Origin of the sequence: Streptomyces sp. NRRL F-5135 (genome assembly GCF_000719775.1) — a bacterium.
Taxonomy (GTDB): Bacteria; Actinomycetota; Actinomycetes; order Streptomycetales; family Streptomycetaceae; genus Streptomyces; species Streptomyces hebeiensis.
The window spans coordinates 32,110-55,016 of sequence record NZ_JOHR01000015.1; the positions used below are offsets into that span (position 1 = coordinate 32,110).

The window sequence follows — 22,907 nt, forward strand, 5'->3', positions numbered from 1 at the left end:
GTGCGTCGCGCTGAGTTCCACATCGGTCCCGCGCCGGCCGTCGGCGACCCGGCCGGCCGTCCCGGCCCGCTGCCGCCGTGCCGCCCCGCGCCTTCCGGAGACTCCGGTTCCGCCCCGGCGCCCGGCCGCGGACCGCGCGTCCCCGAGGGCTACGACCCCGGTGCCTTCGAGCCGTTCGCGGTCACCGTCGACCTCGCCGTGTTCACCGTGCGCGAGGGCCGGCTGCACGTCCTGCTGGTCGAACGCGGGGCGGAGCCGTACCTGGGGAGCTGGGCGCTGCCCGGCGGGTTCGTCCTGCCCCGGGAGTCCGCGGAACGGGCGGCCCGCCGTGAACTCGCCGAGGAGACCGGTCTGTCGGAGGAGACCGCGGGCGCGCTCCACCTGGAACAGGTGCGCACCTACAGCGACCCGGACCGCGACCCCAGGATGAGGGTCGTGTCGGTCGCGTACGCCGCGCTGGTGCCCGACCTGCCCGAGCCGCGCGGCGGCGGGGACGCGGCCCGCGCCCGGTGGACGCCCTACGACGCGCGCGGCCCGCTCGCCTTCGACCACGAACTGATCCTCGCCGACGCCTACGACCGCGTCGGCGCCAAGCTGGAGTACACCTGTCTCGCCACGGCCTTCTGCCCGCCCGAGTTCACCCTCGGCGAGCTGAGGCAGGTGTACGAGACCGTCTGGGGCGTGGAGCTGGACCGTCCCAACTTCCGGCGCAAGGTCCTCACCACACCCGGATTCGTCCAGGCGGTGGAGAAGGCCCCGCGCCGGACGGGCGGCCGGGGCAAGCCCGCCGCGCTGTACCGCGCGGGCCGGGCCACCACGCTGCACCCACCACTTCTGCGACCGGAAGGACGGACCGCATGATCCTCGCGAGGACCCTCACCAAACAGGCCGCCACCGGGACGCTGCTCGGGCTCGCCCTCGGCGACGCCCTCGGCTTCCCCACCGAGTTCAACGACGTACCGTCGATCCTCACCAAGTGCGGGCCCTGGCGGCGGATGTCGCTGCCGAAGCCCGCCTTCGTCACGGACGACACCCAGATGACGCTCGCCTTCGCCCGGGGCATCAGGACCGCGATGGACCGGGGTGTGCTCGGCCCGCAGCGCCTGGAGGGGCCGCTCCGCGAGGAGTTCGTCGCCTGGTACCACTCGCCGGACAACAACCGCGCCCCGGGCCGTACCTGCATGACCGCGTGCATGCTCCTCGACAGCGAGCGGCCGTGGCAGCGGGCCAGCCAGATCGGCTCCAAGGGCTGCGGCGCCAACATGCGCGTGGCACCGATCGGGCTCGTCCCCGGCCTGAGCGACGAACAGCGCGCGGGCGCCGCCCAGTTGCAGGCCGCGCTCACCCACGGCCACCCGACGGCGCTCGCCGCCTCCGATCTCACGGCGCGGGCCGTCTACCTGCTGGCGCGGGGCGGCGAGCCGATGGGGCTCGCGGGCCACCTGCGCAGTTACGCGTACGAGAACCGGGACCGCTACCACCACCGCTGGCTCGGCGACCTGTGGACGTTCTCCCACGACCCGACGCCGGAGGCGTTCATCGCTCGGGGCTGGGACGAGTGCCTGGAGATCCTCGAACGCCTCCAGCACGCCACCCGGACCGCCTCCCCGGAGGACGACCCGTGCCTGGCCACCGGTGACGGCTGGATCGCCGAGGAGGCCCTGGCCACGGGACTGCTCAGCTTCCTGCTCTTCCCCGAGGACCCCGTCATGGCCGTGCGCAGGGCCGCCTGCACCCGCGGCGACTCGGACTCCATCGCCTGCCTGGCGGGCGCCTTCGCGGGCGCGCACCTGGGGGCGGGGGCCTGGCCCAAGGAGTGGACGGACCGCATCGAGTACCGCAGTGACCTGATGTCGCTGGGAGCCCTCTGGGACTCCTGATCCATGTCCCCCGCCCGTCCCCCCGTCGTTCCCCGTCGGACCCACGCCACCACGGGCCCCGCGCCACCACCGACCCGCGTACGACCCCACCGAGAACCGGCCCCCTGCCGTTCGCCACCGTCCCCGGGGACCTCTGTACGGCTCGCTCTGTACGGCTTCCCCTCCCGGGGCCCGCGCGACGGACGGCGGGGGGCCCGCGCATGCCCCGTATGCCTCCCGAACAGCCGTCTTACCGGGCGGGGGCCGCCGTCGTCACCCCTTACGCTGAATCGAGGATTCGAGATCATCGAGGAGGACGCGGTGGCGGTACGAGCGGTCCGTGGAGCCGTCCAGCTGGAGCGGGACGCGCCCGAGCACATGGACGAACAGGTCAGAGCCCTGCTCACGGCGATCCTGGAACGCAACCGGCTCACGTCCGACGACCTGATCAGCATCTGGTTCACGGCCACGCCCGATCTGCACTCCGACTTCCCGGCCGCCGCCGCGCGCGGCCTCGGGATCGTCGACGTTCCCCTGATCTGCGCGCAGGAACTGGACATCGCGGGCGCCATGCCCCGGGTCGTGCGCGTCCTCGCCCATGTCGAGTCCGGCCTTCCCAAGGCCGACATCGCACACGTCTACCTCGGCGCCGCGGCAGCGCTGCGGAGGGACATCGCCCAATGAGAACGGCCCTCGTCATCGGCACCGGGCTGATCGGCACCTCGGCGGCGCTCGCACTCGCCGGCCGCGGGGTCACCGTCCACCTCCGTGACCACGACACCACCCGGGCCCGTACGGCCGCCGCGCTGGGCGCGGGCACCGACGAGGCGCCCGAGGGCCCCGTGGACCTCGCGCTGATCGCCGTACCGCCCACGCATGTCGCGGGCACGCTCGCCGAGGCCATGCGCGCCGGTGCCGCCCACGGCTACCTGGACGTCGCCAGCGTCAAGGGCGGTCCCCAGCGGGAGCTGGCCGCGCTGGGTCTCGACCTCTCCTCGTACATCGGCACGCACCCGATGGCGGGCAAGGAACGCTCGGGGCCGCTGGCGGCGACCGCGGACCTCTTCGAGGGCCGCCCCTGGGTGCTGACACCGACGTCCGACACCGACACGGAGGTGCTCAACCTCGCCCTGGAGCTGGTGGCGCTCTGCCGCGCCGTCCCGGTCGTGATGGACGCCGACGCCCATGACCGCGCGGTCGCGCTCGTCTCGCACACTCCGCAGCTGCTGTCCTCGATGGTGGCCGCGCGGCTGGAGGGGGCGGACGACACCGCGGTCCGGCTGTGCGGTCAGGGCATCCGGGACGTCACCCGGATCGCGGCCTCCGAGCCCGCGATGTGGGTCGAGATCCTGTCCGCGAACGCGGGCCCGGTCGCCGACGTGCTGGCCGGTGTCGCCGCCGACCTCGAGGCGACGGTGGAGTCCCTGCGCGCGCTCCAGTCGGCTGACGAGGCCAAGCGGGACGGGGGCACCGCCGGTGTGGCGGACGTCCTGCGGCGCGGCAACGCGGGCCGGTCGCGGATACCGGGCAAGCACGGGGCCGCCCCGGCGGCGTACGAGGTCGTCGCGGTCCTGGTCAGCGACCAGCCGGGCGAGCTGGCCCGGATCTTCGCCGACGCGGGGCGCGCGGGCGTCAACGTCGAGGACGTCCGCATCGAGCACGCGACGGGACAGCAGGCGGGCCTGGTCCAGGTGATGGTGGACCCGGCGGCGGCACCGGTGCTTGCGGCGGCGCTGCGGGAGCGGGGCTGGTCGATCCGCCAGTAGCGGACCACCCGCCCCGGCACGGTTCCCGGGCATACGAACACCTCCGGTGCGGGGCGGGGCACAGTCCCGTCCCGGAGCTGAGGCGCGTCCCCGGGCCCGCGCCCGGGCATCCTCGGGCTCCCGCGCCCCCGGGCGCCCCGAACGGGTGCGTGGGCCGGGGCGTGCACTCGGTAACCTTGTGCCGGGGGCACACCGACGTCCCCACTCCGCCACCCCGTGAACCAGGAAGGTGCTCGCCCCCCGTGGAAACAGGAGCAACCCCCGCCCGGACCGCCCCGGCCGCAGTGATCGTCGCCATCGACGGGCCCTCGGGCACGGGCAAGTCGAGCACCTCGAAGGCCGTGGCCGCCCAGCTCGGGCTGAGCTATCTGGATACCGGTGCCCAGTACCGCGCGATGACCTGGTGGATGATCAGCAACGGCGTCGACGTCGGGGACCCCGCGGCCATCGCGACCGCCGCCGACAAGCCCGTCCTGGTCTCCGGGACCGACCCGGCCGCCCCCACCATCACCGTGGACGGCGCGGACGCCTCGGGGCCGATCCGTACCCGGGAGGTCACCTCCCACGTCAGCGCGGTGAGCGCCGTGCCCGAGGTACGGACCGTGATCACGGAGCTCCAGCGCTCCATCGCGGCCGCCGCGGCGGGCGGCATCGTGGTCGAGGGCCGCGACATCGGGACGACCGTACTGCCGGACGCCGACCTCAAGATCTTCCTCACCGCCTCGCCCGAGGCGCGCGCCGCCCGCCGCAGCGGCGAGCTGAAGGGCAAGGAGGCGGCCGACGTCGCCACCACCCGCGAGGCGCTGATCAAGCGGGACGCGGCCGACGCCGGCCGCAAGACCTCGCCGCTCGCCAAGGCCGCCGACGCGGTCGAGGTGGACACCACCGACCTCACGCTCCAGCAGGTCGTCGAGTGCGTCGTCACCCTGGTCGAGGAGAAGCGGGCCGCCAAGTGAGCACGGCCACGACGGCGCCGGTGACGGGCGGTGGGCCGTCCTCGAAGGGGGCGGCCGTCGGGCGCGGCATCGGCATCGGGCTGATGTACGGTCTGTGGAAGCCGCGTGTCCTCGGCTCCTGGCGGGTCCCCTCGGCCGGCCCCGTCATCCTCGCCGTCAACCACGCGCACAACCTGGACGGCCCGATGCTGATGGGCACCGCGCCCAGGCCGGTGCACTTCCTGATCAAGAAGGAAGCCTTCATCGGCCCGCTCGACCCGTTCCTGCGGGGCATCGGGCAGCTGAAGGTCGACCGCGAGGTCACCGACCGCACCGCGATCACCGACGCCCTCGCGGTGCTCCGCGGCGGCGGGGTACTGGGGATCTTCCCCGAGGGCACCCGGGGCGAGGGGGACTTCGCCTCGCTGCGCGCCGGCCTCGCGTACTTCGCCGTACGCTCGGGCGCGCCGATCGTGCCGGTCGCCGTCCTGGGAAGCACGGACCGGCCCGGACGGTTGGTCAAGGCACTGCCCGCGCTGCGCAGCCGCGTGGACGTGGTCTTCGGCGACCCGTTCCAGGCCGGGCCCCCCGGCGGCCGGCGCACCCGCAAGGCGCTGGACGAGGCCACCGAACGGATCCAGGGGCGGCTGACCGCCCACCTGGAAAACGCCAGGCGCTTCACCGGGCGCTGAGGCATGGTGCATGCGGCAGGTTCCACCAGCACGACCGAGTAGTGCTCCCGCGTACGGCGGGGCACCGATCACGATGAACGAGGTACGGACTTCATGAACGACCAGATCGACTCCGGCGACGAGCACGGAGAGCTTGGCGACGCCGAGTTCGCGGAGTTCATGGAGCTTGCCGCGCAGGAGGGTTTCGAGGCCGAGGAGGTCGAGGGCGCCATCGGCGAGGCCGGCCACGGCCCGCTGCCCGTCCTCGCCGTCGTCGGCCGCCCCAACGTCGGCAAGTCGACGCTCGTGAACCGGATCATCGGGCGCCGCGAGGCGGTCGTCGAGGACAAGCCGGGCGTCACCCGGGACCGCGTCACCTACGAGGCCGAGTGGGCCGGCCGCCGCTTCAAGGTGGTCGACACCGGCGGCTGGGAGCAGGACGTCCTGGGCATCGACGCCTCCGTCGCCGCACAGGCCGAGTACGCGATCGAGGCCGCCGACGCGGTCGTCTTCGTCGTGGACGCCACGGTCGGCGCGACCGACACCGACGAGGCCGTGGTCAAACTGCTGCGCCGGGCCGGCAAGCCCGTCGTGCTGTGCGCCAACAAGGTCGACGGACAGAGCGGCGAGGCGGACGCCGCGATGCTCTGGTCGCTGGGGCTCGGCGAGCCGCACCCGGTCTCCGCGCTGCACGGCCGGGGCACGGGCGACATGCTGGACGCGGTGCTGGAGGCCCTGCCCGACGCGCCCGCGCAGACCTTCGGCAACACCGTCGGCGGCCCGCGCCGCGTCGCGCTCATCGGACGGCCCAACGTCGGCAAGTCCTCGCTGCTCAACAAGGTCGCGGGCGAGGACCGGGTGGTCGTCGACGCACTGGCGGGCACCACGCGCGACCCGGTCGACGAACTGATCGAACTCGGCGGCAAGGTGTGGAAGTTCGTGGACACCGCCGGCATCCGCCGCCGGGTCCACCTCCAGGCCGGCGCCGACTACTACGCGTCGTTGCGCACCGCCGCCGCCGTCGAGAAGGCGGAGGTCGCCGTCGTACTGATCGACACCAGCGAGTCCATCAGCGTCCAGGACCAGCGGATCATCACGATGGCCGTCGAGGCGGGCCGCGCGCTGGTCATCGCGTACAACAAGTGGGACACGCTGGACGAGGAGCGCCGCTACTACCTGGAGCGCGAGATCGAGACGGAGCTCGGGCAGATCGCCTGGGCGCCCCGGGTCAATGTCTCGGCCCGCACCGGCCGCCACATGGAGAAGCTGGTGCCGGCGATCGAGACCGCCCTGGCGGGCTGGGAGACCCGGGTCCCGACGGGCCGGCTGAACGCCTTCCTCGGCGAACTCGTCGCCGCCCACCCGCACCCGATCCGGGGCGGCAAGCAGCCCCGGATCCTGTTCGGTACGCAGGCGGGGACGAAGCCGCCGCGCTTCGTGCTCTTCGCCTCGGGCTTCATCGAGCACGGCTACCGGCGCTTCGTGGAGCGGCGGCTGCGCGAGGAGTTCGGCTTCGAGGGCACGCCGATCCACATCTCCGTACGGGTGCGGGAGAAGCGTGGCCGCAAGAAGTGACACCGGATGACCCCGGAAAGCCGTGGGGCCCGGCAGGAACGTGTGAAAGCGTCCCTGCCGGGCCCCACGGCTTTGGATGTCGCCCGGGCGGGTGGGGCCCGGCCGTCCACCTGTCCGCGCGATCTCTCAGCGCCGTTCCCGTGCGTCAGATGCCGCGGCGCGGCCCCGGCGGCAGCGCCGGCAGATGGCGCCCGGTCGGCTGGCGGGTGTCCCGCTGCCAGGAGCCCAGGTACGCGGTGTGCCCGTGGTCGCCGTGGTTCCCGTACCCGCCGTACCCGCTGTGCGCGGCGTGCAGACCGGTGCCGAACGCCGTGAAGCCGAGGTTCTCCTCGTTGCTCCGGTCGCCGGGGAGCGCCCGGAAGGACCGCCGCCATTCGGAGTACAGCGCGTCGTAGATCGGCGTCTCCGAGAAGCCGCTCCGCATGTCCTGGGCGGGGCGCATGGCGGGGATGTGGCTCTGGTACGGCTGGCGCGTGGGGTCGTATGAGTGCACGTACGTGCCAACGAATCCACCGCCCGCCGGATGCGGGAGGGCAGCGGAATGGGACCCGGTTGGAGCAGCGGCCGCCGGCGTCCCGCCGGCCGGGCCACGGCCGGACGGGACGGCGTCGACGGCGTCGGTGCCGGCGCCGCGGACGGGGGTGTGCGCGCCCGTAGGGACCCCGAGGGGCGCGGCCGTGGGAGTCGTGCCGGGCGCCGCCGCACGGCCGACGGCGCGGGCGGCCCTCGTCATGTCACGTACCCGCCAGCGGCATGGCCGCGGCGACCAGCCGGCCGTTGACCGCGGCCTTCTCCAGCGCGTCACGCAGCAGGTCCTCCCTGGGCTGCTGGCCGATGGAGCCGACGGGCGCGGCGAAGACCAGGACCGTGTGCGACTTGTTGGCGGCGGTCCGCCAGCCCTCGGTGACCTGGAGCGGCTGGTGCGCCTGCCACCAGGCGACCGGACTGCCGCCGCCGGTGCCGGGCTGGAGCACGGCGTGCAGCTGGCCCATGGCGAGCAGGACCGACCAGCCGGGCAGCGGCGAGGGTGTCCGGTTCAGATCGGCGACCGGCCGGAAGCCCTGCTCGATCAGCAGTTGGAGGAACTCGTCGGTGGTCCCGCCCGAGCCGGGCCGGGCGATCGGCGCGGTCGGCTCGACGACCAGCGCGGGGTGCAGCTCGTCCTCGATCAGCACCAAGCCGCTGGTGACGCCCAGGACCGCCTGGCCGGGGGCGGCGTCGGGCACTTCCGGCCTCCGCTGCTCGCCACCGGTGATGCTGCGGACCGCGCCCTGGAGCTGTTCCTCGGCGACCTGGACGACCTGGGAGGGGATGCAGGTGGCATGGGCGAAGGCGAGCACGGCCGTCTCGTCGCCCACGAACAGGACGGTGCTGGTCCGCTCCTGCTCGCAGTCGCCGGGCGTCCGGCAGGAGGTGCAGTCGTAGCTTCCCGGGGAGTTCTCCCCGGCGAGCAGCCGGTCGGCTTCTTCGTCGCCGATCTCGGCGCGTACGTCCTCGCTGACGTCGAGCATGCGCGGCACGGGGTGGCTCCTCGAACTCGGTGTGTGGGCCGGGCCGTTCCCGGCTCGTAAACCGGGCTGTTCCCGGCTCGTAAAGGCACAACGGGCGAGTCATGGCCCGGGTCACGCACAAAGGGGTACGGAAATCGAACCATCCGCCGCATCGGGCGGGCCCCGGCGGGAGCGGTTCGTTCCCGCGCCGTTCACGTCTCGTTCCGGTCTCATCCGGGTTCCTGTCATGGCACGGGATCGCAAAGATCCACTTCGGGCGGGCAACCCCCGGCGCCGGTCCGCGTCTAACGGGTCGGCCGACACGGCAGGCCGCACTCGTCCATGGCGGACGGAGCCGTGAGAACCAGGAGGACCCGGCAAGACATGCGCATATCGTTTCTGCTGCACAACGCCTACGGCATCGGGGGCACGATCCGTACGACGTTCACCACCGCCGGGACCCTGGCCGCCGCAGACCATGACGTGGAGATCGTCTCGGTCTTCCGCCACCGCGACGCGCCGGCCCTGGGCGCTCCCGCGGGGGTTCGCATACGCCACCTGGTCGACCTGCGCCGCAACACCCCCGGCTACGAGGGCGACCACCCGGAGCACGCCCGCCCGGCCCGGGTCTTCCCGCGCGGGGACGGCCGGCACCGCCAGTACAGCCGCCTCACCGACGCCAGGATCGGCGACCACCTGCGCTCGCTGGAGGCGGACGTGGTGGTCGGCACCCGCCCCGGCCTCAACGTGCACATCGCCCTGCAGGCCCCCCGCCGCCTGGTACGGGTCGGGCAGGAGCACCTCACCCTGGAGGGCCACAGTGCCCGGCTGCGCCGCGAACTGGCGCACCGCTACCGACTGCTGGACGCCGTCACCACCGTCACCGAGACCGACGCGCGTTCCTACCGCGGCCGGCTGCGGCTGCCCGGCGTACGCATAGAGGCCGTGCACAACGCCGTGCCCGCGCCCGCCGTCGCCCCCTCGGACTCCACCGGCAAGTACGTCGTCGCGGCCGGCCGGCTCACCCGCGTCAAACGGTTCGACCTGCTGATACGGGCGTTCGCACAGGTGGCGGCCGTACGCCCGGACTGGCGGCTGCGGATCTACGGCGGGGGCGAGGCGACGGGCAACGAGAAGGCGAACCTGAACGCGCTCGTGACCGAGCTGGGCCTGTCCGACTCCGTGTTCCTGATGGGGCCCACGAGTCCCATGGAGCCAGAGTGGGTGAAGGGATCGATCGCGGCCGTCACCTCCAGCCGGGAGCCCTTCGGTATGACCATCGTCGAGGCGATGCGCTGCGGCCTGCCCGTCGTGGCCACCGACTGCCCGCACGGGCCCGCCGAGATCATCGCGGACGGAGTGGACGGGCGGCTGGTGCCGAACGGCGACGTGGACGCGATCGCGGCGGCGCTGATCGACCTGATACAGGACGACGAGGGCCGGCGGCGCATGGGCCGGGCCGCCCTGGACGCCTCGTCCCGGTTCGATCCCTCGCGCGTCACGGCGCGGCACGAGAAGCTCTTCACCGAACTGCTCGCCGGGGCCCGCGGCTCCGGCTCCGGCCGCACGCTGCGCGACACGCTGAACCGCGGCGGCAGCGTGGCGTTGGGCGGCTACTACGCCGTCCGCGACCGGGCGGCCGACACCGTCCGGAGCAGACGCAAGGGCTGACGGAGGGGGACCGGTCCGTCCGGCCCCGGCCCGGCCCGGGCCCGGGCCCGGCCCCGCATGGCGGTCGGCCCGGACTCGGGTCCGGACACCGGCTTCGGCCGGAACACCTCCCCCCCGCCGGAACCCCGTGTCAACCGTCGACGGATCGTGCGGGGAAAACGTGAAATGGCATCCGGTCGTTCAAATGCCGCGAAGGCCGCGGGAGGCCGGTCGCCCGCCTTGTGACGGAGAAATTCGGACCGGCTGAATTCATGCGGTCTTTAAAATCGTGGAATTACTCCGTTGAGGGGTGGGGGAGGGCCGAATGAGTGAACTCGCCGACGTCCGGCGGGGGCCCTGACCCTGTGACAGAAGTGTGACGGTGGGCGGCGGTGAACGCCGTTCCCGGTATCCGTTCCGCTTCCTTCTCCGGATCCGGGCGCCTACGGTGAGTGGTATGGCACCGATACCGACCCCGCCCGCACAGCCCGCCGACGACCCCGATTCCTATGTCGGTCTCGACGCCGAGGGCGCCGAGCGCCGCGCCCGGGAGCGGGGCTGGACCACGGTCCGGGCACTGGCGCCGGGCACGATCATCACCATGGAGTTCGTGGTGGGCCGGCTGAACTTCGAGGTGGACGGGGGCACGGTCGTCCGCTGCTGGCTCGGTTGAACGAGCCGTCACGAAGCGGCCGGAACAGGTCTGTACGACACGGCTGTACGACGCGTCGGCCGGTCCGGCCGAACGGCATCGCGCCGCTCACCGCCCGCCGCTCACCGCCCGCCACTCACCGAACGCACCAGGGCCCCGGCGCCGCCGGGGCCCTGGTCGTGCGTATGCGGTTGTCCCCGGGCCGCCCGACAGGCGCCCTCGGTGGGCCCTCAGCCGCCTGCCACGGGCCGGCCGCGCGGGGGGCGCCGGCTGCCCGCCGCGGTCATCGGGGTCCGCTCGGAGCGCAGCGCGTGCGGCCGTGCCGGCGTGAACCGGCCGGTACCGCGGTTGGCCACCGCTTTGGGAGCCGCGTTGGCCGCGTTGGCCGCGTTGGCGGCGTTCGCCGTCGTGCCGGGTGCGGTGCCCGCCCCCGCCGCCGGATTCGCCGCCGTCAGACCGCTGTGACCCGCGCCGACGGCCTCCCGGGACGGATCGTCGGCCGGTACGGAGCCCTGCGCCGCGGCGCTGTGCGCCGGAGCCGCCTGCGGCACGGGCTCCTGCGCGGGTTCCTGCTCCGGTCCGTCGGCCGTGGCCGGAGCCGTGGCCACCACCGCGGTCGGCGGCACGGCCGGGGCCGGCCGCGCGCCCCGGCGGGCGCGCCACCGCTCGCGCAGCGCGAAGAGAGTCAGCTCCGCCCAGCCGATCAGCGGCTCGAACCAGGGCAGGCCCAGCAGGATCAGCAGGCCGGCGGCCCAGCCGAGCAGCACGTCGCTCAGCCAGTGCGTACCCAGGTAGACGGTCGTCGCGCCGACCCCCAGCGCCACGAGCGACGACAGGATCGACAGATAGCGCCTGGCCCGGGGCGTGGTGGCCAGATAGGCCAGGATTCCCCAGGTCACCACGGCGTTCGCGGTATGGCCGGAAGGAAATATATCGCCGCCCGCGAACAGCTCGGGCGAGCCGATCCGCGTCGCGTAATGCGGGCCGAGCCGCCCGAGCCCGAGCTTCACCGCCCCGACGGTCACGTTCAGCAACAGCAGGGCGGTCCCGAGGGTCAGCAGCGGCCGCAGCGTGTGCTGGCGCCACGAGCGCCAGCCCAGCCAGGCCGCGATCATCACCGCGGTGGGACCGCGCTGCCCGAGCACCACGAAGTAGTCGAGGTACGGGTGGAGCGTCGGCCACTGCTGGTAAGGCCGGAACAGCATGACCTTCCAGTCGAGGGTCACCAGCCAGGACGAGACGAGCACGGCCACGACGATGGCGAGATAGAACGCGAGCGTGCCGCCGAACAGAGCGGCCCGTGTGCGGCTCATCCGCGGGATCTCTATCTTCGGCGGTTCCGGCTCCCGGTCCAGACGGGCAAAGATGTCGGTACGCACGCAATGGACGTTACAGCGAGTGAGTGAGGGAACTGGTCGGTCAGGTCTCTTTGTGATGACGATGTGATGTGGACTATGTCTCAGGTCACTCCTTTTCCGGGACGGTTCCCGAAATCGAAGTGACCTTCGACCCTATTCGTCTGCGCAGCGCTTCAGGAAGCGTCTTTGTGCGGAAAAGAATTAGTTCACCAGGGCGTCGCGCGGAATTTCCCGTCCGCTCGCGCACGCCCGGGGCGCCCGGCCCGTGCCCGGTGGAGTGGCGTACGACACACTCCCTGGTCACAGGGGTGAGAGATGCACCATGCGACACACGCGACGACTCGCGTACGCTGTCGGCTCACTCGCCCATCGGCGCCGGGCCGCTCCGAGGGACCGGTGTCCCCGCCGGTCCGCCGAGCGCGAGTGACGCACTGGGAGGTACGCAGATGTCCGGGACCAGCACGACCGGAGCACGCCCGGGTGCCGCCCGGCCCGGTGCCAACCGCTGGGTCGTCCTGTTCGTCCTGTGCGTCAGTCTCCTGCTCGTCGCGCTGGACGCGACCGTGCTGCACGTCGCCGTCCCCGCCGTCACCGCCGACCTCGGCCCCAGCGGCGTGGAACTGCTGTGGATCGTGGACGCCTATCCGCTCGTCTGCGCCTCGCTGCTGATCCTCTTCGGCACCCTCGGCGACCGCGTCGGCAGACGGCGGGTGCTGCTCCTCGGCTACGCGATCTTCGCCGCCGCGTCGGCCGCGGCGACCCTGGCGCACACCCCCGAGGTACTGATCGGGGCCCGCGCGCTGCTGGGCGTCGGCGGCGCGATGATCATGCCCGCGACGCTGTCCGTCCTGCGCGCCGTCTTCCCCGACCGGCGTGAGCGGGCCCTGGCCATCGGCATCTGGACCGCCGTGGCCGCCGTCGGCGCGGCGGTCGGACCGGTGCTCGGCGGCTTCCTCCTGGAGCACTTCTGGTGGGGCTCCGTCTTCCTGATCAACCTTCCGCTGCTGGCGGTGCTGCTGCCGGTCGGCCGGCTGGTGCTGCCCGAGTCGAAGGGCGGCACCGACGGGCCCTGGGACGTGCTCGGGGCCCTGATGGCCGCGGCGGGCGTGCTCGGGGTCGTCTGCGGGGTCAAGCGCGTCGGGGCCGGAGAGGGGCCGCTCAGCCCGCTCACGCTGGTACCGCTGTGCGCCGGTGTCGCCCTGCTGGTCCTCTTCGTCCGTCGGCAGCGGCACCGCGAGCATCCGCTGATCGACCTGCGGATGTTCGCCAGGCGCACGTTCTCCACCTCCGTCGGCTGCATCGTGCTCGCCATGCTGGCCCTGGTCGGACTGGAGCTGATCGCCGTCCAGTACCTCCAGCTGGTGCTGGGACTCAGCCCGCTGCAGACCGGGCTGCGGCTGCTGCCGCTCACCTTCGCCGCCATGGCCGCGGGCGTCACCGGCTCGGTCATGCTGGCCCGGCTGGGCCCGCGCCGCATGGTGGCCTGGGGCTTCGTGCTGACCGCCGCCGCCGTCCTGCTGCTGGTCCGGATGGGCCAGCACGACCGGCCCGCGCTGCTGACCGTCGGCTTCGTGCTGCTCGGCTGGGGGCTCCAGACCACGCTCTTCGGCGCGTACGAGTCGATGCTGAGCGAGGCCCCGGCGGAGCAGGCGGGCGGCGCGGCGGCCGTCGGCGAGACCTCGTACCAGCTCGGCGCGGGCATGGGCATCGCCCTGCTCGGCAGCGTGATGAACGCGACCTACGCGCCCGCGCTCGCCTCCGTCAAGGGCGTGCCGGGGTCCGCGGGGACGGCGGCGGCCTCCTCGCTCGGCGAGGCGTACGCGGTGGCGGCCCGGCTGGACGGGCCCGCCGGGGCCGCCCTGCGGACCGCCGCGCGCCACTCCTTCGTGCACGGTCTGCATGTGACGCTGCTCGTCAGCGCGGGGCTGCTGCTGCTCGGCGCGGTGTGGGCGCTGCGGCTGCCGAGGGTCGCGGAGTGCCCGGCCACGCCGGCCGCGGTCGACCGCGCCGACGGCGCCGACCGCGCCGACGCCGTGGGGGAGGGGCAGGACGCCCAGGGCGGTCCGGCGGGCCGGGATGGTCAGGACGGCCGGGAGGATCCCGGCGCGCGAGAGCTCCGGGAGCCGCGGGACGCGAGGGACCTCCGGGAGCCGCGCCCGCCGGAGCAGCGCGGCGCCGCCCGGCACACCCCCCGGCCCGCCCCGGCGCGGACTCCGCGCCAGGCCCGGGAGCCCGTGGAGCCGTCCGCCGCCCGCGCCGCGACCGAGGCCGGAACCCGCTGAACGTTCCGCACCGGTCCGGCCCCGTCCCGACGAGGCGTCGGCCGGAACGCCGGGACGCGACGCCGGGGCGCCGGGACCCCCGTCGGGACGCCAAGGCGGCCGGAACGCCCGGAGGCCGGGGCGTGGCCGACAGGTGCCAGGACACGCTCCGGAGGCGGCCGGGTCTGGACGGGTGACGGACCGCCCCGTAACCTCGGCGCCGGTCCGTCATCACCGTCGCTCGTCACGGGCCTGTACCGGCGGGAGCACCGACCGGTCAGGGCCGCCGGAGGCCGCCATGCCCGCACCGTCCGCCGCCACGCCGCCCTTCGATCCCGGTGATCCGCTCGGCATCGACGACTGCCTCGACCCGGAGGACCTGGCCGTGCGGGACACCGTGCGCGCCTGGGCCGCGGACCGAGTGCTGCCCCACATCGCCGAGTGGTACGAGCGCGGCGAGCTGCCCGGCGTGCGCGAGCTGGCCCGTGAGCTCGGCGCGCTCGGCGCGCTGGGCATGTCCCTGGAGGGCTACGGCTGCGCCGGGGCGAGCGCCGTGAGTTACGGGCTCGCGTGCCTGGAGCTGGAGGCCGCCGACTCCGGTATCCGCTCCCTCGTCTCCGTACAGGGCTCCCTCGCCATGTACGCGATCCACCGCTACGGCTCCGAGGAGCAGAAGCGGCGGTGGCTGCCCGCCATGGCCGCGGGCGAGATCATCGGCTGCTTCGGCCTCACCGAGCCCGACCACGGCTCCGACCCGGCCGGGATGCGCGCCCACGCGCGACGGGACGGCTCCGACTGGCTGCTCACCGGCCGCAAGATGTGGATCACCAATGGCTCGGTGGCGGGCGTCGCCGTGGTCTGGGCCCGGACGGACGAGGGCGTCCGGGGGTTTCTCGTACCGGCCGGGGCGCCGGGCTTCTCGGCTCCGGAGATCACCCATAAGTGGTCCCTGCGCGCCTCGGTCACCAGCGAACTGGTCCTCGACGACGTACGGTTGCCGGCCGACGCCGTCCTGCCGGAGGCCAGGGGGCTGCGGGGACCGCTGAGCTGTCTGAGCCACGCGCGCTACGGGATCGTCTGGGGCGCGATGGGCGCAGCGCGCACCTGCTTCGAGACGGCTCTGCGGTACGCGGGGACCCGGGAGCAGTTCGGCCGGCCGATCGGGGGGTTCCAGCTCACCCAGGCCAAACTCGCGGACATGGCACTGGAACTGCACAAGGGCATCCTGCTCGCGCTCCACCTGGGGCGGCGGATGGACGCCGGCCGGCTCCTGGCCGAGCAGGTCAGCTTCGGCAAGCTCAACAACGTGCGGGAGGCGATCGAGATCTGCCGGACGGCCAGGACCGTCCTCGGGGCCAACGGAATCTCGCTGGAGTACCCCGTGATGCGCCACGCCACGAACCTGGAGTCGGTGCTCACCTACGAGGGCACCGTCGAAATGCACCAGCTCGTACTGGGCAAGGCGCTCACCGGCCTCGACGCCTTCCGGTGACCGCCGTGTGCGGCGCCCCGGCGGGGCCCGGTGGCCCGGCGGTGAACCGGTGAGCGGCCTTGCTCAGCTCTGGTTGAAGAAGCCGTCCTCGGCCCGGCCCGCGTGGTCACCGGTGACGATCTCGGTGTCGGCGGGGGTCAGCAGGAAGACCCGGGTGGCGACCCGGTCGATCGAGCCGCGCAGGCCGAAGATGAGACCGGCGGCGAAGTCCACCACGCGCTTGGCGTCGGAGGGATCCATGGCGGTGAGGTTCATGATGACCGGGACACCGGAGCGGAAGAGCTCGCCGATCGTCCGGGCGTCCCGGAAACTGTCCGGGGTGACCGTGGCGATTCTGCGGCCGGCCGCCCGGCCGGGCTCGGCGGCGACCCGCACCCGGGGGTCGGTCTTCCAGGCGTCGCCGCCCTCCGCTTCCTCGGCGTACTCGTCGTCGTAGTAACGCTCGTCGTTGTCCTCGACGAGGCCCAGCCAGGCACTCGCCTTGCGCACCGATCCCATGGACGCCTCCTTTCACCGCGGTCACATGTCGTTCCCTATCCCCATCGTCGTCCATGATGCGGATTACGCGCCAAGTAGATAGTCGGCGCGCAGGCGATTCGTGACGGTACTGGTGCAGATGATGTGGTGGTTCGTCAAGGTTCTTCCACCTTGGTGCGCCTGACACGGTACAAAATATGACGTTCCAGCCGCGAGGGTGATGGACGTCCACGTACGGGTGAATGACACGATCGTTACGATCGCCGGGCACGGAGAAAAGCAGCGCGGAGAACGTTCGGGGGAACTGCTGTGTTCGGAATCGTCAGGCCATGCGCGCATCGGCTGACCGACGGCCTCAAGACCGAGTGGACGGCCCATCTGTGCGGCCTGTGTCTGGCCTTGCGGGCCGACCACGGGCAGCTCTCCCGGGTCGTCACGAACTACGACGGACTGATCGTCTCGGTCCTGACGGAGGCTCAGGTCGAACGCACCGCCGGACAGCGGCGCACCGCGGGCCCGTGTCCGCTGCGTGGTATGCGCACCGCTCCCGTCGCGCGTGGGGAGGGCGCGCGCCTCGCGGCGTCGGTGTCGCTGGTGCTGGCCGCGGCGAAGGTCAGGGACCACGTCACCGACGGGGACGGGCTGTTGGGGCGCCGCCCCCTGGCCGCCGCCGCGCGCCGGGTCGCCGTCGGCTGGGACCGGGCGGGCGCGCGGACCGGCGCGGTGCTCGGTTTCGACACCTCCGTACTCGTCGACGCCGTCGACCGGCAGCCCGGGATCGAGGCCCTGGCCGGCCCCGGCACCTCGCTGCTCACCGTCACGGAACCGACCGAGACGGCCACCGCCGCCGCCTTCGCGCACACCGCGGTCCTCGCGGGCCGGCCGGGCAACCGGGAGCCGCTGGCCGAGGCGGGGCGGATGTTCGGCAGGCTCGCGCACCTGCTGGACGCGGTGGAGGACCAGCGGGCGGACGCGGAGTCCGGGGCGTGGAACCCGCTGACGGCGACCGGCACCTCCCGCGCGGAGGCCCGGCGGCTCGCGGACGACGCGGTGCGCGGGATACGGTCGGCGCTGCGCGAGGCGGAGTTCACCGATGCCAGGCTGGCGCATGTGCTGCTCGCGCACGAACTGCGCGTCTCGGTGGACCGCGCCTTCGGTGCCCACGGCACGACGCACCACGGGCAAGCGGCGCACGGGCACGCGGCGCACGGGCATGACGCCGGTGCGCATGACGTCCATGGGCAAGCCGGTCAGGGCGGTTCGCCTCCGCCGGGGAACCCGTACGGCGGCGATCCGCGGGGCGGCAATCCGTACGCCGGTCAGGGCGGCGGCGGCCCGTACGGACCGGACCACGGCCAGGGCGGCGGGAATCCGGGCGTGCCGGGCGGCCCGGGTGGGCCGGGCGGTCCGCCGCCGGGCTTCGGCGAGGAGCCCAGGAAGCCGCGCGGCTTCCTCGCCGGCTGCGCCGTCTTCGTCGGGCTCTGCTGCACCTGCAAGCTGTGCTGCGCGAAGGAGTACGAGGGGCCGTGGTCCCGGAAGAAGCGTGAGGGCTGCTGCCGGGACTGCGACTGCTGTGACTGCGATGGGTGTGACTGCTGCGACTGCGGCTGTGACTGCTGAGCGAACCAGCGGCCACGGACGGTACGAGGGGAGGCGCGCAGTGCCGCGGTGACGGCGTGTGAAGGCACGCGGGACACGGCGCCGGAACGCCGGTGGTGCGAGGGAGCGACCCTGGGCTGGCCGAGCAGGGCGTCAGCTCAACAGGACGAGGACCACACCCGACCGAAGTCGATGTGGGAGCGCGTCACCAGCCGCCGCTGTGGATGCATGGGCCAAGTGGAACAGGCATCCGGTTCCGCGTCAACCGAATGAGACGACGGGTTCACAGTGCGGACGGTCTTGACACCGGGCCCCGAGCGGCACTTACCCTCTGTCTCCGACAGGCGGACCGTGCTGAGGGGCTCGGACCGTCCGCGCCCCGCGCGCGATGTCCCGTGAAGGCACCACCGTGTTCGATCGCTGTATCCACGGAGCCTTCGCATGCCTGTGTCATCGGACACCGTCCGCACGTCTCCCGCGCGGGAGGCGGCGGCACCGACCGTCGTCGTGATCGGCGCGGGCCCGCGCGGTACGGGATTCCTGGAGCGGATCGCGGCCAACGCGCGCTCGCTGTACGACGGTCTGCCCCTGGACATCCATCTGGTGGACCCGTACCCGCCGGGCGGCGGGCGGATCTGGCGGCGTGACCAGTCGCCGCTGCTGTGGATGAACTCCATGGCCCAGGACGTCACCATGTTCACCGACGCGTCGGTCCCGCTGGCCGGTCCGGTCCGGGAGGGGCCCGCGCTGCACGAGTGGGCGCGGGACGTCGGGGCGGAGCGGGCACCGGCCGGCCTGGGCGACGAGTTGGGCGCGCTCACGGGCCCGAGCTTCCCCAGCCGCCAGGCGCAGAGCGCCTATCTGAGCTGGGTCTACGAACAGACCGTCGCCGCTCTGCCGCCCGGCGTCACCGTTCACCCGCACCGCACCAGCGCGGTGCGCGTGAGCGGTCCGCGCGACGGACGGCAGCGGGTGTGGCTGGCCGGCCGCGGCGAACCCCTGACCGCCGACCTGGTCGTGCTCACCATCGGCCACCTGGACGGCGAACCGGACGCGGAACAGGTGGAGTTGGGCCGCTTCGCGCGGCGGCACGGGCTGGTCCACCTGCCGCCCGACTTCACCGCCGACAGCGACCTGTCCGCGCTGCGCGCGGGCGAGCCCGTCCTGGTGCGCGGCCTCGGACTCGCCTTCGTGGACCTGATGGTGCTGCTCACGGAGGGGCGCGGCGGACGCTACTCGGAATCCGATGCCAACCCCGTCGCCGACGCGAACGCCGACGCGGACGGGGCCGGCGGGTCCGAGGGCGAGTTGGTCTACCACCCCTCCGGGAACGAACCCGTCCTGTACGTCGGATCGCGACGCGGCGTCCCGTACCACTCCAAAATCGGCTACCCGCTGGACGGCGAGCGACCGCCGCTGCCGCGGTTCCTCGGCCCCGAGCAGATCGACGAACTGCTGGCCCGGCCCGGTCCGCGCGACTTCACGCGCGACGTCCGGCCGCTGATCGACAAGGAACTCGGCTTCGCCCACTACCACCGGCTGTTCACCGCCCACCCGGAGCGCGTCCGCATGGACCGGACCCGCTTCGAGGAGAAGTACGCGGCGGCGGGACCCGGCAGCCCGGAACTCGCCGCCCTGGTCGCCGCGGCCGTGCCCGACCCCGCCGACCGGCTCGACCTGGCCGCGCTGGACCGGCCGCTGGAGGGGGAGAAGTTCGCCTCCTACGAGGCGCTCCAGGAGCGGCTGCGCGCGTACGTGAGCGCGGACCTCACCCGCAGACACGACCCCGCGCACAGCGCCGACCTCGCGGTCTTCCTCGGACTGCTCTCCGTCTACGGCCAGTTGGTCCGCCTCGGCGACCTCGGTGCGGGCGGCGGCGGGTGGCACGGTTTCTTCAGTCATCTCGCCTCGGGCCCGCCGGGGCCCCGGCTGCGCCGGCTCCTCGCGCTCTCCCGGGCCGGGATCGTGCGCTTCCTGGGGGCCGGGATGACGGTCGAGGCGGACGAGCGCGGCGGTGTGTTCCGGGCCGGGAGCGCCTCCGTACCGGGGGAGTACGTCGAGGCGCGCGCCCTGGTCGAGGCCCGGCTTCCCGACCCGGATCCCGAGCGCACCCGCAGCCCGCTGCTGCGCGCCCTGTACGAGGAGGGCGCCGCGACCTCGGCGGCGGGCCTGGTCCGGGTCGATCCCGGCGACGGCCGTCTCGTCGGCCACGACGGCCGCCCCCACCCGCGCCGCTTCGCGCTCGGCCCGTACACCACCGCGCGCTCGAGCGGCGCGTTCACCCGGCCGGGCACCGGCGGCCCGGCGTTCCGCCAGAACGACGCCACGGCCCGCGCGGTACTGACGTTCCTGCGCGAGGCGGTGTGCGCGGCCGGCGCCGGCCGAAGGCCCGGCTCGGACCCCACCGGCCCCGGCCCCGCTGCCCAGGACTCCGCCAACCAGGACTCCGCTGCCCAGGACTCCGCGGGCCCGCACGACCGGCCGGACTCCGCCGGCCCGCGCGGTCGTCCGCGCGTCGGCGCGCCCGCGCGGTCCCCCTTGTCGCCTCACGACTGAAAGGCACCCGATGCCCCCCATCCCACCCCTGCTGCTCGCCGCGGAGATCGGCGGTCCGCCGCGCTACGACGCCGCCCACCACGTCGGACTCGTCCGGCTCGCCGAGCGCGGCGCCCTGGACTTCGTCACCCTCCGGGACTCCTTCGCCCGGCCGGGCCCCGACGCGCTCGAGGTCCTGGCCCGGGTCGCGCCCGCCACCGAGCGGATCGGTCTCGTGCCGACGGTCACCACCACCCACACCGAACCGTTCCACGTCTCCACCGCCGTGGCGACCCTGGACTGGGTGAGCCGCGGCCGGGCGGGCTGGCTGGTCGAGGTGTCGGCCACCGAGGCCGAGGCGAAGCTCTTCGGACGCAAGCCCGCCGCCCCCGCGCCCGCCCTGTGGCGGGAGGCCGGTGAGGTCGCGGACGTGGCCGCCCGGCTCTGGGACAGCTGGGAGGACGACGCGGAGATCCGGGACACGTCGACGGGGCGCTTCGTCGACCGCGCCAAGCTGCACCACGTCGACTTCACGGGCACGGACTTCACCGTGCGCGGCCCGTCGATCGTGCCGAGGCCGCCCCAGGGCCACCCCGTCACCGTGGTCGACGCGGTGGCCGGCGGGCACAGCGAGCAGACCGCCGCGCGCCACGCGGACGTCGTCCTCGTCCGGGCCGGCAGGCCCGAGGAGGCGGCGGCGGTCGCGGAGCGGCTGCGGGCGCGCGCCGCGCGCCACGGCCGCGATCCGGGCAGCCTCCGGATCCTGGTGGCGCTCAGCGTCGACCTCGGGGGCGGCGAACGGCCCCGGGAACCGGGCCTCGACAGCGCCCCGTCCGACGCCGAGGGCCTGCACCACAGCGGAGGCCCCGTCGACCTCGCCGAACTGATCACCCGCTGGCACACCCACGGGGCCGTGGACGGCTTCCACCTGACGCCGCTGTTCCCGGAGCGCGACCTCGAACGGCTCGTCAACGGGACGGTGGCGCTGCTCCAGCACCGCGGCCTCTTCCGCACCTTCCATCCGGGCGGCACGCTCCGCGAACACCTGGGCCTCGCCCGCCCGGCCAACCAGTACGCGTCCGCCGGGGAGACCTCATGACCACGCGCACGCCCCGTACCGCCCCGGGCACGAGGCGCGCCGCCTCGGGCGCGCCTCGTACCCGGCGGATCCACCTCGCCGCTCACTTCCCCGGCGTCAACAGCACCACCGTCTGGGCGGATCCCCGCTCCCGGTCCCAGATCGACTTCTCCTCCTTCGAGCACCTGGCCCGCACCGCCGAGCGCGGCAGGTTCGACTTCTTCTTCCTCGCCGAGGGGCTCCGGCTGCGGGAGCACAAGGGGCTGATCCACGACCTGGACGTGGTCGGCAGGCCCGAGTCCCTCACCGTGCTGAGCGCGCTCGCGGCCGTCACCGACCGGCTCGGCCTCGCCGCCACCGTGAACGCGACCTTCAACGAGCCGTACGAACTGGCCCGCAGGCTGGCGACGCTCGACCACCTCAGCGCGGGCCGGGCCGCCTGGAACGTGGTGACCTCCTCCGACGCCTTCACCGGCGAGAACTTCCGGCGCGGCGGCTACCTCGACCGCGCCGACCGCTACACGCGGGCGGCCGAGTTCGTCGCCACCGCCCGGGAACTGTGGGACTCCTGGACCCCGCCGGGACCGGACGCCCCGTACGGCGAGCCCCGGCGCTTCGCGCACGCGGGCGCGGAGTTCACCATCGAGGGCGAGTTCACCGTCCCCCGTTCCCCGCAGGGCCACCCGGTGGTGATCCAGGCCGGGGACTCCGACGAGGGACGGGAGTTCGCCGCCTCGGCCGCCGATGTCGTCTTCACCCGGCACGGCACCCTGGAGGCGGGCCGGGCCTTCTACGACGACGTCAAGGCGCGGCTGGCGGCGTACGGCAGGCAGCCCGGCGACCTCAAGATCATGCCGGGGGCGACCGTCGTACTCGGCGACACCGACGCCGACGCGCGGGAGCGGGCCGCCGCGATCCGCGAACAGCAGGTCTCCCCGCAGAACGCGATCCTCGCGCTGGAACAGGTCTGGGGCCGGGACCTGTCGGCGTACGACCCGGACGGGCCGCTGCCGGACGTCGACCCCGACCCGGATGCCGCGCTCGCACAGGGCCGGGTGCGGATCGGTGATCCGTTCGAGGTCGCCGCCCGGTGGCGGGCGTTGTCGGAGGCCAAGGGGCTCTCCATCCGGCAGACCGTCATCGAGACCACGGCACGGCAGTCCTTCGTCGGCTCCCCCGAAACCGTGGCGGAGGAGATGCACACCTTCGTGACCGAGCGGGCGGCGGACGGCTTCATCCTCGTCCCGCATCTCACCCCGGGCGGCCTGGACGACTTCGTCGACCGGGTCGTACCGCTCCTCCAGGAGCGGGGGGCCTTCCGCACGGAGTACGAGGGTGCCACCCTGCGCTCCCACTTGGGTCTTCCGGACCCGCACCGAAAGGCCGATGGCGCGTGACCGCCGGAACGGACACCGCTGACGGCACCGCTGTCACAGCCGTACGCCTGACGCCCCGCGGAGTCCGCCCGTACCGCGCGCACCACTGGCACCCCCCGGCCAAATACCGCCC

The 22,907-nt window shown here is 73.7% G+C and carries 19 protein-coding genes; 15 read left to right on the forward strand and 4 right to left on the reverse strand.

What is annotated here, in order from left to right; all coding sequences use genetic code 11:
- The 7 genes from IG02_RS0125535 (at position 1) to der (ending at position 6,806) form a co-directional block, all read left to right on the forward strand.
- The gene (locus tag IG02_RS0125535; RefSeq protein ID WP_234314905.1) at positions 1–861 is read left to right on the forward strand and encodes an NUDIX hydrolase; all 861 of its coding nucleotides are present in this window, start codon (positions 1–3) and stop codon (positions 859–861) included.
- Positions 858–1,880: an ADP-ribosylglycohydrolase family protein gene (locus tag IG02_RS0125540; RefSeq protein ID WP_030752671.1), complete on the forward strand. Its 1,023-nt coding sequence runs from the start codon at positions 858–860 to the stop codon at positions 1,878–1,880. Before IG02_RS0125535 ends, IG02_RS0125540 begins: the two co-directional genes overlap by 4 nt.
- Before the next feature lie 300 nt (positions 1,881–2,180).
- Entirely contained in the window at positions 2,181–2,543 is a 363-nt protein-coding gene (gene aroH, locus IG02_RS0125545; protein WP_030752674.1) for a chorismate mutase, read from the forward strand.
- Positions 2,540–3,625: a prephenate dehydrogenase gene (locus IG02_RS0125550; RefSeq protein ID WP_030752678.1), complete on the forward strand. Its 1,086-nt coding sequence runs from the start codon at positions 2,540–2,542 to the stop codon at positions 3,623–3,625. The genes aroH and IG02_RS0125550 overlap by 4 nt, the downstream gene beginning before the upstream one ends.
- Before the next feature lie 242 nt (positions 3,626–3,867).
- Positions 3,868–4,581: a (d)CMP kinase gene (cmk, locus tag IG02_RS0125555; RefSeq protein ID WP_051765733.1), complete on the forward strand. Its 714-nt coding sequence runs from the start codon at positions 3,868–3,870 to the stop codon at positions 4,579–4,581.
- Positions 4,578–5,252, forward strand: a complete 675-nt coding sequence (locus tag IG02_RS0125560) for a lysophospholipid acyltransferase family protein (protein WP_078854813.1) — start codon at positions 4,578–4,580, stop codon at positions 5,250–5,252. The genes cmk and IG02_RS0125560 overlap by 4 nt, the downstream gene beginning before the upstream one ends.
- Positions 5,253–5,345: 93 nt before the next feature.
- Positions 5,346–6,806, forward strand: coding sequence for a ribosome biogenesis GTPase Der (der, locus tag IG02_RS0125565; protein WP_030752688.1), 1,461 nt, complete (start codon positions 5,346–5,348; stop codon positions 6,804–6,806).
- Positions 6,807–6,951: 145 nt separating this feature from the next.
- Here der and IG02_RS0125570 read toward each other — a convergent pair whose 3' ends face one another.
- The gene (locus tag IG02_RS0125570; protein ID WP_030752692.1) at positions 6,952–7,299 is read right to left on the reverse strand and encodes a hypothetical protein; all 348 of its coding nucleotides are present in this window, start codon (positions 7,297–7,299) and stop codon (positions 6,952–6,954) included.
- 241 nt (positions 7,300–7,540) lie between these two features.
- Positions 7,541–8,326: a hypothetical protein gene (locus tag IG02_RS0125575; RefSeq protein WP_030752696.1), complete on the reverse strand. Its 786-nt coding sequence runs from the start codon at positions 8,324–8,326 to the stop codon at positions 7,541–7,543.
- Positions 8,327–8,680: 354 nt separating this feature from the next.
- Between IG02_RS0125575 and IG02_RS0125580 the strand changes: the two genes are divergently transcribed.
- Together IG02_RS0125580 and IG02_RS0125585 are read left to right on the forward strand one after the other, a co-directional pair.
- Positions 8,681–9,967, forward strand: coding sequence for a glycosyltransferase family 4 protein (locus IG02_RS0125580; RefSeq protein WP_030752699.1), 1,287 nt, complete (start codon positions 8,681–8,683; stop codon positions 9,965–9,967).
- A 436-nt stretch (positions 9,968–10,403) separates the two neighbouring features.
- On the forward strand, positions 10,404–10,619 hold the full coding sequence (locus IG02_RS0125585) for an I78 family peptidase inhibitor (RefSeq protein WP_030752702.1): 216 nt from the start codon (positions 10,404–10,406) through the stop codon (positions 10,617–10,619).
- A gap of 209 nt (positions 10,620–10,828) precedes the next feature.
- On the opposite strand, the gene IG02_RS0125590 is transcribed toward IG02_RS0125585, so the two are convergent.
- Positions 10,829–11,977 (reverse strand): phosphatase PAP2 family protein, encoded by a 1,149-nt coding sequence (locus tag IG02_RS0125590; protein WP_030752705.1) that lies wholly within the window; start codon positions 11,975–11,977, stop codon positions 10,829–10,831.
- 425 nt (positions 11,978–12,402) lie between these two features.
- Here IG02_RS0125590 and IG02_RS0125595 point away from each other — a divergent pair, with 425 nt between their 5' ends.
- Together IG02_RS0125595 and IG02_RS0125600 are read left to right on the forward strand one after the other, a co-directional pair.
- Positions 12,403–14,238: an MFS transporter gene (locus tag IG02_RS0125595; protein ID WP_030752708.1), complete on the forward strand. Its 1,836-nt coding sequence runs from the start codon at positions 12,403–12,405 to the stop codon at positions 14,236–14,238.
- Between the two features lie 277 nt (positions 14,239–14,515).
- The gene (locus IG02_RS0125600; protein WP_030752711.1) at positions 14,516–15,709 is read left to right on the forward strand and encodes an acyl-CoA dehydrogenase family protein; all 1,194 of its coding nucleotides are present in this window, start codon (positions 14,516–14,518) and stop codon (positions 15,707–15,709) included.
- A 63-nt stretch (positions 15,710–15,772) separates the two neighbouring features.
- Here IG02_RS0125600 and IG02_RS0125605 read toward each other — a convergent pair whose 3' ends face one another.
- Positions 15,773–16,207 carry a cell division protein SepF gene (locus IG02_RS0125605; RefSeq protein WP_030752714.1) on the reverse strand — a complete coding sequence of 145 codons (435 nt, stop codon included), beginning with the start codon at positions 16,205–16,207 and terminating at the stop codon, positions 15,773–15,775.
- 288 nt (positions 16,208–16,495) lie between these two features.
- On the opposite strand from IG02_RS0125605, the gene IG02_RS0125610 reads away from it, so the two are divergent.
- The 4 genes from IG02_RS0125610 to IG02_RS0125625 all read left to right on the forward strand — a co-directional run bounded on the left by IG02_RS0125610 (position 16,496) and on the right by IG02_RS0125625 (position 22,795).
- Positions 16,496–17,806: a DUF5685 family protein gene (locus IG02_RS0125610; RefSeq protein ID WP_030752717.1), complete on the forward strand. Its 1,311-nt coding sequence runs from the start codon at positions 16,496–16,498 to the stop codon at positions 17,804–17,806.
- Between the two features lie 420 nt (positions 17,807–18,226).
- On the forward strand, positions 18,227–20,341 hold the full coding sequence (locus IG02_RS0125615) for an FAD/NAD(P)-binding protein (RefSeq protein ID WP_078854814.1): 2,115 nt from the start codon (positions 18,227–18,229) through the stop codon (positions 20,339–20,341).
- Positions 20,342–20,351: 10 nt separating this feature from the next.
- Positions 20,352–21,419, forward strand: coding sequence for an LLM class flavin-dependent oxidoreductase (locus tag IG02_RS0125620; RefSeq protein ID WP_030752721.1), 1,068 nt, complete (start codon positions 20,352–20,354; stop codon positions 21,417–21,419).
- 68 nt (positions 21,420–21,487) lie between these two features.
- Positions 21,488–22,795: an NtaA/DmoA family FMN-dependent monooxygenase gene (locus tag IG02_RS0125625; protein ID WP_030752724.1), complete on the forward strand. Its 1,308-nt coding sequence runs from the start codon at positions 21,488–21,490 to the stop codon at positions 22,793–22,795.
- The last annotated feature ends 112 nt before the right edge of the window (positions 22,796–22,907 follow it).